This window comes from Parapedobacter indicus, from assembly GCF_900113765.1.
GTDB lineage: Bacteria > Bacteroidota > Bacteroidia > Sphingobacteriales > Sphingobacteriaceae > Parapedobacter > Parapedobacter indicus.
This window is the reverse complement of record NZ_FOQO01000018.1, coordinates 21,685-34,577: the sequence shown is the minus strand read 5'-3', so window position 1 is coordinate 34,577 and position 12,893 is coordinate 21,685. Positions and strand designations below refer to the sequence as shown.

11 protein-coding genes are annotated in these 12,893 nt (G+C 45.0%); 6 read left to right on the top strand and 5 right to left on the bottom strand.

From position 1 onward, the window contains the following. Positions 1-258 (bottom strand): hypothetical protein (locus tag BMZ56_RS25105; RefSeq protein ID WP_218146667.1); only part of this gene is annotated, 258 nt, incomplete at its 3' end. An 89-nt stretch (positions 259-347) separates the two neighbouring features. Here BMZ56_RS25105 and BMZ56_RS25100 point away from each other — a divergent pair. The 3 genes from BMZ56_RS25100 to BMZ56_RS25090 all read left to right on the top strand — a co-directional run bounded on the left by BMZ56_RS25100 (position 348) and on the right by BMZ56_RS25090 (position 2,710). Continuing rightward, on the top strand, positions 348-962 hold the full coding sequence (locus BMZ56_RS25100) for a master DNA invertase Mpi family serine-type recombinase (protein ID WP_090632584.1): 615 nt from the start codon (positions 348-350) through the stop codon (positions 960-962). Between the two features lie 93 nt (positions 963-1,055). Then, positions 1,056-1,883 carry a HipA family kinase gene (locus BMZ56_RS25095; RefSeq protein ID WP_090632581.1) on the top strand — a complete coding sequence of 276 codons (828 nt, stop codon included), beginning with the start codon at positions 1,056-1,058 and terminating at the stop codon, positions 1,881-1,883. Then, positions 1,880-2,710, top strand: coding sequence for a glycosyltransferase family protein (locus tag BMZ56_RS25090; RefSeq protein ID WP_090632580.1), 831 nt, complete (start codon positions 1,880-1,882; stop codon positions 2,708-2,710). Before BMZ56_RS25095 ends, BMZ56_RS25090 begins: the two co-directional genes overlap by 4 nt. Before the next feature lie 35 nt (positions 2,711-2,745). Here the strand turns inward: BMZ56_RS25090 and BMZ56_RS25085 are convergent, their stop codons facing one another. The 4 genes from BMZ56_RS25085 to BMZ56_RS25070 form a co-directional block, all read right to left on the bottom strand. Further along, positions 2,746-3,372 (bottom strand): hypothetical protein, encoded by a 627-nt coding sequence (locus BMZ56_RS25085; protein WP_090632577.1) that lies wholly within the window; start codon positions 3,370-3,372, stop codon positions 2,746-2,748. Further along, a complete protein-coding gene (locus BMZ56_RS25080) occupies positions 3,372-4,436 on the bottom strand; it encodes a DUF262 domain-containing protein (RefSeq protein WP_090632574.1) in 1,065 nt (354 codons plus the stop codon). Before BMZ56_RS25080 ends, BMZ56_RS25085 begins: the two co-directional genes overlap by 1 nt. 144 nt (positions 4,437-4,580) lie before the next feature. Beyond that, the gene (locus BMZ56_RS25075) at positions 4,581-4,886 is read right to left on the bottom strand and encodes a hypothetical protein (RefSeq protein WP_090632573.1); all 306 of its coding nucleotides are present in this window, start codon (positions 4,884-4,886) and stop codon (positions 4,581-4,583) included. Positions 4,887-5,355: 469 nt separating this feature from the next. Next, entirely contained in the window at positions 5,356-5,949 is a 594-nt protein-coding gene (locus BMZ56_RS25070; RefSeq protein WP_146088626.1) for a helix-turn-helix domain-containing protein, read from the bottom strand. A 681-nt stretch (positions 5,950-6,630) separates the two neighbouring features. Here BMZ56_RS25070 and BMZ56_RS25065 point away from each other — a divergent pair. From BMZ56_RS25065 to BMZ56_RS25055, 3 genes are read left to right on the top strand one after another with little or no spacing between them, the layout of a single operon-like run. Then, positions 6,631-8,226 carry a carboxypeptidase-like regulatory domain-containing protein gene (locus BMZ56_RS25065; protein WP_090632568.1) on the top strand — a complete coding sequence of 532 codons (1,596 nt, stop codon included), beginning with the start codon at positions 6,631-6,633 and terminating at the stop codon, positions 8,224-8,226. After that, complete coding sequence (locus tag BMZ56_RS25060; protein WP_090632566.1) at positions 8,223-11,426, top strand: SusC/RagA family TonB-linked outer membrane protein; 3,204 nt, start codon at positions 8,223-8,225, stop codon at positions 11,424-11,426. Before BMZ56_RS25065 ends, BMZ56_RS25060 begins: the two co-directional genes overlap by 4 nt. 25 nt (positions 11,427-11,451) lie before the next feature. After that, positions 11,452-12,819, top strand: coding sequence for a RagB/SusD family nutrient uptake outer membrane protein (locus tag BMZ56_RS25055; protein WP_177195306.1), 1,368 nt, complete (start codon positions 11,452-11,454; stop codon positions 12,817-12,819). Positions 12,820-12,893: the final 74 nt, after the last annotated feature.

Here is a 12,893-nt window from a genome sequence, read left to right as displayed (position 1 = left end):
AATCGGACGAATAATTTCGTCGGCTTTTGGACATTTTTTAAGGAGTTCTTTACGGGTATCAGCATCTATAATGAACGCCTCATTAAAGCCTGTTTTGATACCATAGTTGATTTGTACGTCCCACTCCTTAAGTGGGACGCCAATACGTTCTATTTTTTCCTTAATACGCGCTTCGACGTCGTTTAAAATGACCCAACCAGTATCTTTCGAAAAGCCCTTTTGGATTGTTGCGTGCTGCTGAATAAAAACGCTCGTCAAATTCGTGATTGTTTTGTCCGATTTAAAATGTTATCATTCTCATTCAATCAATAACTGTCTAATTTTTTAACACATTAAAATTCAAAGCTATGATTTATGGCTACATCCGAGTAAGCACGGACAAGCAAACAACAGAGAACCAACATTTTGAAATTCAGAAATTTGCAGTTGAGCGGCAGCTTGCAATTGATGAGTGGATCGAAGAAACCATTAGTGCCACAAAAAAAATTGAAGTCAGGAAGTTTGGTGGATTGCTAAACCGTATGCAGAAAGGAGACACACTAATTGTATCCGAATTGTCTAGGCTAGGACGAAACCTCATGCAGATTATGAAGATTTTGCACGATTGCATGGAGCGGGAAATCATGGTATATACCGTCAAAGAGAATTATGAATTGGGTAACAACATCAACTCCAAAGTATTGGCGTTTGCCTTTGGACTCTCGGCGGAAATAGAGCGGAATCTGATTTCTCAACGAACTAAGGAAGCGCTCGCACGTAGAAAGGCAGAGGGGCAAAAACTGGGTAGGCCACTAGGTAGTAAATCCAAGAACTTAAAACTTACCGGCAGGGAAGCCGAAATCAAAACCTTTCTCAACAAAAAAATTTCTTATAGCGCTATTGGGCGTCTTTTAGGTGTTCACCGCAACACAGTAGCTACTTTTGTGAAAGAAAATCCGGCGGAAGCACGCCACATTCTCTGATTTTTCCTGAGGACCACAATTGCCCGTTGGTCCTCAATTTTTTCTCTTTCCATTGAAATTCATATCTTTACCTCAACTAACTGCTTTTACCTTTTGCTGCCATCCAAAGTATCCATATCACCCATTAACCGAGCCATAGAAACCGGAGGAAGCAGACCTGTTGTTGTGATGGCAGATGACTTTGAGGAATACATTTGTAAGTACGACTCTAATGGTAAATTGATTAATGAATATTGTTCACTCTGTTTTCTTGATGCTTGGGGAATACCCCACCTGCCGGGAGCGTTAGTAAACATACTACCGGAGCATATTAATCCTGAAATAATTTCAAACCGGACACAACCGCACCATTTTGGTAAGCCAACCTTTGGCCTGCGTTATCAGAAAGAAACGGTAGATGTTACAAATATGTTTGTCGGTCTTAAGGGCAATTATCACGAACTCGGCAAGTATCAGAGCAGACGTGCATTATTAAAGATCGCTTTGTTCGATTTATGGCTAGCCAATACCGATAGGAGCGCAAACAACTACAACCTATTGGTGCAGTCTATCGAAGATCGATTTCAGATTATCCCAATAGACCATTCCGACGTTTTCGATGGGTGCCGATTAGGGCAGGAGCTGGCTCAGCTCACGCCGGAAGACAGTATTTTATATGCTGATTTGGCGCATGTTTTGTTGTATAATCCAAAGAAAATAGCCGATGAGGCCAATGCGATTTTGGATAACTTTCCTACCTTTGTATTAAATTGTGGTAATATGTTGCCCGATATTGTTGCAGGGATGCCTAACGAGTGGTGCCTCAATAAACAGCAATTGGAACAGCAAATCCGCGAAGCGGTTATCGAAAACAACGCTTGGTTGAATGATACCAAGGCCAACTTCAGGGAATTGGTTGCACCGCTAACAAAAGGAGCATGATGAAGACGTTTTATTCCATCTTGTATTGCAGTATTCGTCCGAATCAGGATGAACGCATCACTATTGGCCTATTTATGGCTGATGGTGTCCAATGTCATTTTGCCTATGCCGCCGATAAGCTGAATGTTATTAAGGATTTACTGCCCGAAGGAGGATATCAGCTCATTAAATCAAATTTACGAGCTATCGAGCAACTTGCTACATCATGCCAGTCTGATCTGCTCAAAGGACATAAGGGCCAACGATTTTTAAGCGAGAGCTATTTGGAATATCTTTCGGTATATGCAAACAATCTGCTTACTTTCTCCAAACCTGTGCCGCTGAATATGGCGCTTGATGAGCATACATTCGATAAGCTGTTCGAAAAATTCGTGTTCGCTTTAACCGGGCAGCAACAATCCGGGCAGGACCCTGTTGCTCATGCAAAGCAACGGTTAGTAAAGTCGATCGGCGATCGTGTCAACTTTGATGTCGAACTTACCGAAAACGATGTTGCAGGTCTAATCGTTCCGTCGAAAGTATCATTTATCGGCAGGAATGATGTAAAGGTAGTAGGGGAGATGAGTGATTTCGGCAAAGCCCTCCATGCACTTAAACTTCAGATCCGAGCACACCTTTTTCTAGTTGATACCATTAGGCGACAGGAGAAAGATGCCAAATTTTTCTTCGTAGGTGACGAGCCTTCCAAAAAACTAAAAGATCATCACGATATCTGGGAAAGCCTAAAAAATTACCGGCCTATTCAATGGGTGCCGACTGATGAAGTGCAACAAATTGAGGAGTATATGGCAAATCATGATGTGTCTCCTTTTTTTGAGAGAGTGTAACCGAAAACTCTGAACCTTAATAGTGGCTTATAACATTACTTGATGCTACTTGACAGGATCTCAAAGAATTCGAAAATTTCTAATAAATGATATTTTGTCCTATCCGTCTTCGAAGTCAATAATAAATATTCTCCAATCGTTGGTGTCTGAAGCGGAATAATGCCATAATATTGCCTTAATACTTTCTTATATCCATCTAGTGACTTAGAAGACTTATGTGCGATATGATTACGGAGTAATCTATAGGAGGTGAGTTTTGATTTTGTCGAAATATAATATGCTTTAATAGGAAACCCATCTTTTAAATAAAGTTCTGCCCGTTCAATGATTGTGTCAGGGCTATTCCAATCGATAACAGTCATGGAGGACTGAATAAGCTTTTCAGCATGAAAAAAATCTTTTGGCTTTAAGTATGATGTTACAATATCGTTTCTACTGTTCTTTTTTTCTAGTGTATATAACAGAAAAGTGTCTCTAATGAAATTTTCATACGCAATAAAAGCGTTAAAAAAAATAAACTCTGTCAGCACATGCAGTTGCTTTTTACTTATTTTACTTTCTTGAAAATTAGTTTGGTTGAGGGTGTCCAATTTTTTTAATCCGTTAAGCTCACGGACTAGATCATTATAAACAGCTGCAATTTTGACCCTTTTCTTACTCATTACGATTCCAAGTTGTTTTTAAGCTTTTGACATAGAAAATTAGATCTAGAAACCCTTGCGGCGGTATCAGTTGTTCCTCTTCTTGTGTATTCAATAAATTCCTTGTAGTCTGAAGGGACATCGATTTCCTTCTCCTCGGTATAAAAATCGTATTTAGAAGAGACTTCATCCAAAATTGTTCTTAATTTGCCAATACTTTTTTCATTAATACTAACTAGATTATCTTGATTTAATCCGTTAATTCTAAATAATAAATGGCCTAGACTAACAAAGAGCGTATAAAATAATTGGGGCCTTTTCCAATTGGTGTTCGCCAGTTCTTGTGGGGGATAGATTGTCCCTAAATACGTCATTATAGTGTCGAATTTTCTGCATGCGTCCGGAAGGTTACCCTCTTCTTCCTCATATCTTTTATAATAGTTTTCAACACCTTTATTTGTACGGACAGTATCGATTAAAGCAACAAACAGATCACCTGTTAATTCAGCTTCTGCCATTCTCGTTACTTTCGCTTTCGTTAACACCTCTGATTCTATAAAATAGTTGACGTATTTTAATCCATATTGAAATACTGCTTGTTTAAAATACCCAACATACCTCGCATTTAGAATTTCTTGGGGTTGTAACTTTACGGTATATGAATTTATTCTCGCAAATATGTCTAAGATATCTTCGTAAGGTAAATCAAATAACACATCTACACCCAACTCATATTTAAGAAATTCGTTCTTAATAGTCTCTGGTAGATCATCATAGGTCCTTCCTCCGAATTCAGGGTGGTGTACTCGACTTATTTTAAAATCACCGTTGTAAAAACTCAAAATTGTCCTGAGTCGTTGCTGCCCGTCTACCACAACACGAACATTTTTTGCGCCTTGTAAATTTTGCGTAATTAAAATTTTGGGAATCGGCTTACTTCTTATTATAGTATCAATTAAATATGATTTTGCTTTTTCTGTCCAAACAGACCTCCTTTGAAAATCTGGCGATAATTCAAGTAACCCGTTGTTATTCCATTCAATGAAATCTGAAATACTATACGTCCTTGTGTCAAAATTCTTCATTGTTAAATGTTTAATTCTTGGGTAATAATAACGAAAATTATGCAGACAATGTAACATAGCCTAATTCTATCTTAAATTTGATTAGCTGTCGACGATGACGTATTAGACTCAGTAGATGACGTATTAGACTCAGTAACAACCCGACTAATGCTTCCTCCTCAACTCCACCTCATAATACCCCTGCAACTTTTTGTGCAACTCCTCCGCACGCTCCAGCGCGCGGCGCGAGTTTTCCAATGATTCCGCAATGCCAAACTCGGGGGATCGGGCTACGAAGCGGTTCAAATTGTGGTCAGTAACCAACAGCTTCCACTTGGTCTTAAATTCCTCAGGCGTATACCATGCATTGTCAAGCTGGTCGTAAATCCACTGCTGTTTATTCCAGGCGTCAAGCAGCATTCTTTTTATGGCCTTGGGTATCGTTTCTGTTTTTCCTCCTATGTCGGGCATACAAGCACAAATATAATACTAAAAATATTAGTTTATCAAATTAGGAAAGAAAGTTTTTTCGTGGCGACAATTCCGAAACCAGAACGACTTTGTCAACAAATTGCTTGCATGCTTAAACTGCAATACCTATATTCGTGATAGGTTTAGGTTGATAGCCCCTAACCCCATTGGGGCGGTCCCTGTTTCGACAGAAGCAGGGATTTTTTATTTTATGGTTACTCTCATTAATCGATCCGGCATTAAACGCGTTGATTCAATAGGTATAAAAATAACCCCGGTGTTGCGATTCCGGGGCCGTCCATTCGCGGATGGACGATTCATAATGCCGTAAATCTTGAGCGTAGCGAATGGTTGAGGTTCGGGTTAGTATTGCGATACTTCAACAACAATCCCCCCAATGGCGGGGACTTGGTAGTAGTTTTGATTGCGCATACGTAATGTCTGCCGTGTAGGATGGCAAAGTTTGAGTTTATTTCGATTCATCAGCTAGCCTTAAAACTTTCTTTCCGGCCTCGGTCGTGTAATATTTTTGGTCATGCCGCTTAGGTGATTCGGGATAAAGCATTGCAATCCATTCGTTATTCAATGCGATGCTAAAAACTGCATTGAAATTTTTACTCTTGGAGGAAAGGCCAACCTTTTTCACCACTTCATTCTTACTTACTAAATTAAACGCGGCAATTAAAATTCGTCCAATGCGTTGAACGTCTTCTGGTCTTAGTTTGCTTACTACATCATGTCCATTGACGGCTTCCACTTGTAGTCTCACATGTGATGCGGCTTCTTCTGTTAACGGTTGATTCTTGTTGGATGCTGTGGTTTCTTCAAAGTCTGCTAGCTGTTTCAATAAGCGCTCTGCGGGTGTTCTTAGGCCTTTAAGGATTTTGTTTAGGGTCTTTAAAGTCATGGGGATTTCGCCTCGTTCGTATTTGCGAAGTTGGTCAGGATCCATGTCTATAGAGTTGGCAAAGGTCGTGGCGCTATTGTAGCCAATCGCTTTCCTCCTGGAGCGAATAAAAGTTCCAAGCTCAATGAGAAATTTTTTGAACTCAATATTCTCCACGGAATTGGGCTTAATTGCGTCGGTGTTGGGCATAATCAAATTACGCCTGATTTTCAGAAAAAATACAGGACTTATAAATCCTGTTTTTATTTTGGTAATTATGATTATTTTTATACCTTTGAATTGAAGTTTAAATCAATTTTATCTTTATATTTTATGTTTTACTAGATATATATAATGTAAGTGTATACATAAGTTTATTTCTTGTAATATTTGACATAACTTATATGTCAAATATTTTGGAAAATTCCGAAAATCTTGCGGAGAAAAGTAGGACATTCGAACGCGAGAAGTAGGAAAGACCTTACATCTTATGCTATCTTTGTATAGTCATAAGACTAAGGTCACCCTGCTTGTTCTGTGTTCGGCCGTCTCTGACGGTGGCTGTCCTACGCCTTCTCGGCAGAACAAGCGTTAAGGGTGGCCTTTTTTATTTCACACCTAAATGCTGCGGTTTTCGGATTCAATTTGACAACGAAAGCCAATGAAACCAACAAAAAAAGCCATCGCGTCTAAACCCGCCCAAGCTATCAAGGATAGGAGGGATGATGGTTGTTTACTATCCAAGCCGTGGGAAGTTACTACGACGAATCTCCACAAAAATATCATACGCAGCCCTGTTTGACCTCGGTGAGAGTACTGGACTGAAAACACTTTCTTTCACTTAAATCAAACAATAGAATGAAGCAAGATTTACACTTAATGGCCATGCTTTGGCCTTTACTGAGGCTGCGTGCCTTTATCAACCGCCATGTATATCAGGAAACCCGACTGCTTTGGGACCGCTTCCAGTCTGCTGCGCCACGGCAGGGTATGTCCAAGCTGTCGCTTGGATGTCAGCATGCTGTTTTTAAGCAGCGAGCCACGAAGCGAACAGCACGAACACAGCAGGATGATCCGGCCAAAATGCAAAGCCTTTCAGGTACAGGTACGTCTAAGGTTGAAGCCCATATGGAAGTACCCCGGCATACGAAAGTTAGCCGTGAGAACTCCCGGCCAGCGCCGTGCCCCAGCCCACCTTCCCTTACCCTTCCTTCGGGTCCTATCCCCGTGTGTCCCGCATATACTTCGGTAAAAAACCCAAAAAGCGGCACTTTAGCGAATAGCAAGCGGCTACATAGCGGGAGAAAGGCATATATGGAAGGACATGGAATGGGATGGAACGCGTGCTCGTCAACCACTCGGGGTTGGTTCAAATATAGTGGGACAATTGTTCTACCCTTGCTCGGCTGCGCTTCGGTATTTTCCCGAAGCGTTGTCGAAGGGTTCTCGAAGCCCCGTCGAACAAGTCTCGAAGCGTTCCCGAAGGATTGTCGAACAAGTCTCGAACAACAGTCGAACACCCGTCGAAGAAATTTTGAAGAATCATGTGTTTGGACCCATGCGATGGTTCCAGCCCGTAACGGGCTGGGCCTCGCTTTGGGATTGATGGTAACACTGTTTCTAACGATCATGTGTTTGGAAGCCCGTGCGCAGGCACCCGACGTTCTGTCGGGGCCTGTTGCTACGGGTGATATCCTAACGGGAACGGTTTTGACTTCAACAACCAGTCGTCCAATCGAGGGCGCAGCCATCCGGATCGGTGGTACCGATAACTTGACATTTACAGGAAAGGACGGCACATTTGAAATCACATTAGGCCAAACCGACGGGCTGTTGTTGGTTAGCTATTCGGGATATGAAACCCAGCAGGTATCCTTCCAAGAAGGTCAGTTAGAAAGCAGTAGAATCCGATTGGAGCGGGATTTGTCTCGGGTAACACCGCTGATCATAGGTGATAGCATTCCCGATTACTTATGGGACTTGCCCGTTTCGGTGGTCAATCACCCGCAGGGTAGAAGTGTGATCACCCTTAGGGAGTATCAAAACACGGAATTGTTGGTGCTTGATTTTTGGGCTACCTGGTGCAAACCGTGCATTCAATCGGTTGACAAATGGGAAGTGATCCAAAAAGAGTTTCCGGATGGGCTTGCCGTATTGACCGTACACATGGATTTTGCCGAAAAGGCATTGCCTTTTATCCAGAAAAGGGGATGGTTATTGCCCACACTGTTGGGGGAGAATTATAACATCATCAATCGGCACTTCTTTAATCGCTATCAAGTCGGCGGGGTGGTCATGATCTATAAAGGGCTACTTTATGCCACACCAACGGACAAGGGGCACGATACCGAAAAGCTGAGAAAACTGCTGAACGGTGAGCGGGTGCAATATGATTCATCTGCGCCGTTTATCTATACGGCACAGTCGGGTATTGACGAAGGAGGTGCCCGATGAGATGCTTGTTAGTGGCGTTATGTGTGATTACGCAATGTGTTTACGTTTATGGACAGGTTACGGTGCGTGGGAAGGTCATATCGGCCGATGACGGGGTTCCGCTGGCCGAAGCTTCGATGCATTTGGTGTCAACAGGCCGCTCCTTTAGCAGCAGGGCGGATGGTGCGTTTACTTTCCGGATAACCGGGACAGATACGTTGGTTGTAACCCATGTGGGATACACAACGCAGCGGATTGCGGTTAATGGGCAAACGGCGTCCCTCCATATCCAGATGAGCAGGCAGGATAATCTGCTGGATGTGGTGGAAGTAAGTACCGGCTATTACAACGTGCCGCTTGATCGGGCTACGGGTTCGTTTGCTCATGTAGACAACGCATTGCTGAACCGGAGTGTAAGCATGGACATCATCAGCAGGCTGGAAGGTGTGGTTCCGGGGTTGCAGTTTGACAGACGATCGGTAACCGGAGAGCAAGATGGTGGGCCAGAGCTACGGGTAAGGGGATTGGTTACGCTGGAGTCCGAATCAGCACCGCTGATCGTGGTAGACGGTTTTCCGTACGAAGGGGACATCAACAGCATCAGCCCGAACGACGTAGAGAGCATAACCGTGTTGCGGGATGCTGCTGCGGCCAGTATTTGGGGCGCCCGGGCAGGTAATGGGGTCATTGTGGTAACCACTAAGCAGGGAAGGTTTGGCCAGCGTGCTAAAATATCGCTGAACAGCAATTGGAACATAGGCACGAAGCCCGACCTGCATTACAACCAGAACCGATTGCCTTCGACAACCGTGATGGACATCGAAAAGGAGTTGTTCCACCGGGATACGTACGAGGAGAATCCCCGGACGGTACTGCCGTATTACGTGGAGTTGCTGATCCAGAACAGGGATGGCTTGCTGAGTGACGCGGCGCTTGCGGAGCAAGAGACGATGCTCAGGAATACCGATGTCCGGCGGGAGGCGTTGGACTTCCTGTATCAGTCGGAGATCACCCGCCAGTCTTCGGTAAATATTTCCGGCGGCAGCGATACCTACCGGTATTATATGTCGGCTGGTCACGATGGGTATCAAGGGCTGCTCAAAGGAAATGGTGGAGATCGGCTGGCACTGAATATGCAGAATACCTTCCGGCCTGTTGAAAATCTTGAGATTACCGGTGGTGTATGGTACACCAATCAACGCCGACACACCAATGGACTTTCGCTGAACGATCTGAGCCAGTCGGTAGGCAATTCCGTATCGCCCTATACGCGGCTGGCGGATGCCGGGGGTACCCCGCTTTCCATTCCGTACGCGCTCCGGTGGGCGTACCAGCAGGATGCGGAAAACCAGGGACTGCTCGATTGGGGGTTCCGTCCGCTGGATGAAATAAATCTGCGGGATAGCAAAAGCTACGGCCAGGAATTCCGGATGAATGGTGGCTTGCGTTATAGTTTTCTGAAATCATTCAACCTGCATGTTTCCTACCAGTTCCGGCAGGGTAGAAGCGGTTCGGAAAATTACCATGCACCCCAAACGTACTACGTGCGCGATCTGGTCAATCGGTTTACCGGTCCGGATGGCGAACAGGTGATTCCCTATAATGGTATCTATGACATGAATGCGACGCAGATGAACACTTCGCAGTCGGGTCGTCTGCAACTCAACTACGAGCGGTTGCTGGAAGGAAACCACCGGATCGTGGCATTGGCAGGCGCGGAAATAAGAGGACAAATTCAGGAACGTGCCCCAGGCTTTAGATTATATAATTTCGATCCCGATTTCCTGACGGGCACGAATACGTTCGATTACCTGACCAATTACCCGGTGAGGCCGGAAGGCAGCTCACGCATACCAGCACCCGATGATTCACGGTTAAAGTATATCGATCGCTACTTATCCTATTTTGGTAACGCATCGTATACCTATAGGGATAGATACACGCTAACGGGTAGCTTGCGGTGGGATGGCAGCAACCTCTTTGGGGTAAAGGCGAATCAAAAAGGTGTGCCACTGTGGTCTGTCGGTGCGGGTTGGAACATTGCCGATGAACGGTTTTTCCCTAAGGATATTTTCTCCCGGTTGAAGTTGAGGGCTACCTATGGCAGCGCAGGAAACGTGAACAAGCAGGTAAGCGCTTTTCCCGTGGTTTCATATTCGTTGGAGTCACGCACGCAGCTGCAGCGGGGGCTGATCAGGAGTGCAGGTAATCCATCCCTGCGCTGGGAGCAGGTCAATACGCTCAATACCGGGCTTGACTTCGGTTTCGCTCGGAACCGGATTTCCGGAAGCCTGGAATATTACGTAAAAAAAGCCAGTGATCTGATCGGGGAGGATTATCTGGCGCCAAGTACAGGAAGCTTTTACCGGTTGACAAGCCCGATCCCGAACCGGATCAACTATGCCAATATGGAATCAAGGGGGTTGGATGTCCAACTATCAGTAGGCATATTGCAACAAGCATTTAAATGGAACGTAACCACCTGGGGTAGTTGGGTGGTAAACAAGATTACTCATTTCAATGTGCGGGAAACTGAGAATGTTTCGAACTACCTGTCGAATCCGCCTCCAGTGATTGGTCGTTCGCGGGATGTCCTATATGCGTATCCGTGGATCGGCCTTGACCACGGAACCGGCATGCCGCTGGTGGAAGTGGATGGGGTTGTTGGAACGGACTACGATGCTTTTGTGCAGGGCTTTGGAATAGATCGCTTATTGGTCGGCGGGGTTACGGTACCTCCTTACCACGGCGCCTTGCGCAATACCTTCTCATGGAAGGGATTTGAAGTAAGCGCCAATGTATTGTGGAAAGCCGGCCATGTGTTCAGACGGAATTCCATGGCGCCGGGTAATGAATACATAAGCGCCCAAACTTACCACATGGATTACTTCAAACGCTGGCAGAAACCGGGCGATGAAAAGCATACGGATGTGCCGGCTTACGCCTCCGTACCGCATAACAACAGGAGTTTCATGTACCAGAATTCCGAAGTACTTGTTACCAAAGGAGCGCACATCCGTTTACAGGATATCAACGTGAGTTACAGCATCGGCCGCGCACAATGGGACCGTCTTCCCGTCCGCAATGTACGGTTGTACGTGTACGGAAATAACCTGGGCATTCTTTGGCGGGCAAACAAATCCGGGATTGATCCCGATTATGTCAATGCAGAATATCCGCCATCCAGTACCTATGCGATTGGCCTGCAACTGGACTTTTAACATTTGTCAACTAAAACATAAAACGATGTATTACTTAAAATATAGTATGCTGGCGTGTTGCATGGCCCTGGCTTCCTGCGGTAAGGAGTTTCTGGATGTGAAGCGCGATAGTAAACAGGTCATCCCGGCCACGATACAGGATTATCAAGCAATACTGGATTACGTCAGTATCATGACGACTAACACCAGCCATGAGCTGGGCGTAATCGGTGGCGACGAATATTACCTAGCAGACAATATTTGGAGCCTGCTGCGCGATCCCTACCAAAAGAACGGTTACATATGGGCGGCCGACGTTTACGAGAATCAGGACATTGATGATTGGAACGAAGCTTATTTCCGGATATTGTATGCGAATATGGCCGTAACGGGTATCAAGGAAGTGGAAAAGAATGCGGCGGAGATCCCGGCTTGGAATAATGTGCTGGGAAGTGGCCTGTTTTTCCGCGCTTTCAACCTTTACCAACTGATGCAATTGTTTGCACCTCCGTATGACCATAATACAGCCGCTAAGGATTTGGGGGTGCCGATCCGACTGGAACCAGACCTTACGCTATATTCCCACAGGGCGACTGTTGAGGAAGTATACCAACGCATCGTGGGCGATCTGGAAGAAGCTGAACAACTATTGCCCGAAATCCCATTGGTGAAATACCGACCCTCAAAGTCTGCCGTGTATGCACTATTGGCCAAAACGTATTTGTTGATGGGCGACTATGCGCAGGCAGAGGCATATGCGGATCGATGCCTGGCGATAACCAGCGATTTGGTGGACTTCAACGGCGTTGATGCGAGTGTCTCTTACCCATTTGCGGGGGAATATGAGGAAAACCCCGAGATCATTTTCTTTTGTTCAATGCGGAATATCCAGATAACGGCGACATCGCGGATTAACATCGATACGCTATTGCTGGCCGGGTATGACGACCACGATCTTCGTAAATCCGTGTATTTTCGTGAAAACTCTGGGAGGATAGTTTTCAAAGGTTCGTACCGGGGAAGTGCCGTGTTTTTCACCGGGCTTGCCACCGATGAGATTTACTTGATCCGCGCGGAAGCAAAGGCACGGTTAGGTGACCGGGCTGGAGCGATGGACGATTTGAACGCCTTGCGGAAACATCGGTATGAGAAGGATTACTTCGTTCCGATTGGGGATGACGACCAGATAGATGTCTTACAACTGGTTATTGAGGAACGCCGGAAGGAGTTGGTTTTAAGAGGGGTGAGGTGGGAGGATTTACGGCGATTAAATAGGGAGGAACGATTTGCGAAAACGTTGGTGAGAGAAGTGGATGGTGCCCGGTATGTACTGGAACCAAATTCGCTAAGATACGTCTGGCCAATCCCAAATAGCGAGGTGGATTTAAGCGGAGTACAGCAGAATCCGCGTTGAAGAAATTGTTAACTACAATGAAAAGACACCTAAATTCCGATTTCAATAAGAAAAAGAAATTTAGGTGTCTTGGC

What these genes read in the sequence shown, in the direction of transcription:
- BMZ56_RS25090 (WP_090632580.1), top strand. Translation starts at nt 1,880, where the DNA reads ATGATGAAGACGTTTTATTCCATCTTGTATTGCAGTATTCGTCCGAAT.
- BMZ56_RS25075 (WP_090632573.1), bottom strand. Translation starts at nt 4,886, where the DNA reads ATGCCCGACATAGGAGGAAAAACAGAAACGATACCCAAGGCCATAAAA.
- BMZ56_RS25085 (WP_090632577.1), bottom strand. Translation starts at nt 3,372, where the DNA reads ATGAGTAAGAAAAGGGTCAAAATTGCAGCTGTTTATAATGATCTAGTC.
- BMZ56_RS25080 (WP_090632574.1), bottom strand. Translation starts at nt 4,436, where the DNA reads ATGAAGAATTTTGACACAAGGACGTATAGTATTTCAGATTTCATTGAA.
- BMZ56_RS25060 (WP_090632566.1), top strand. Translation starts at nt 8,223, where the DNA reads ATGAGATGCTTGTTAGTGGCGTTATGTGTGATTACGCAATGTGTTTAC.
- BMZ56_RS25100 (WP_090632584.1), top strand. Translation starts at nt 348, where the DNA reads ATGATTTATGGCTACATCCGAGTAAGCACGGACAAGCAAACAACAGAG.
- BMZ56_RS25065 (WP_090632568.1), top strand. Translation starts at nt 6,631, where the DNA reads ATGAAGCAAGATTTACACTTAATGGCCATGCTTTGGCCTTTACTGAGG.
- BMZ56_RS25055 (WP_177195306.1), top strand. Translation starts at nt 11,452, where the DNA reads ATGTATTACTTAAAATATAGTATGCTGGCGTGTTGCATGGCCCTGGCT.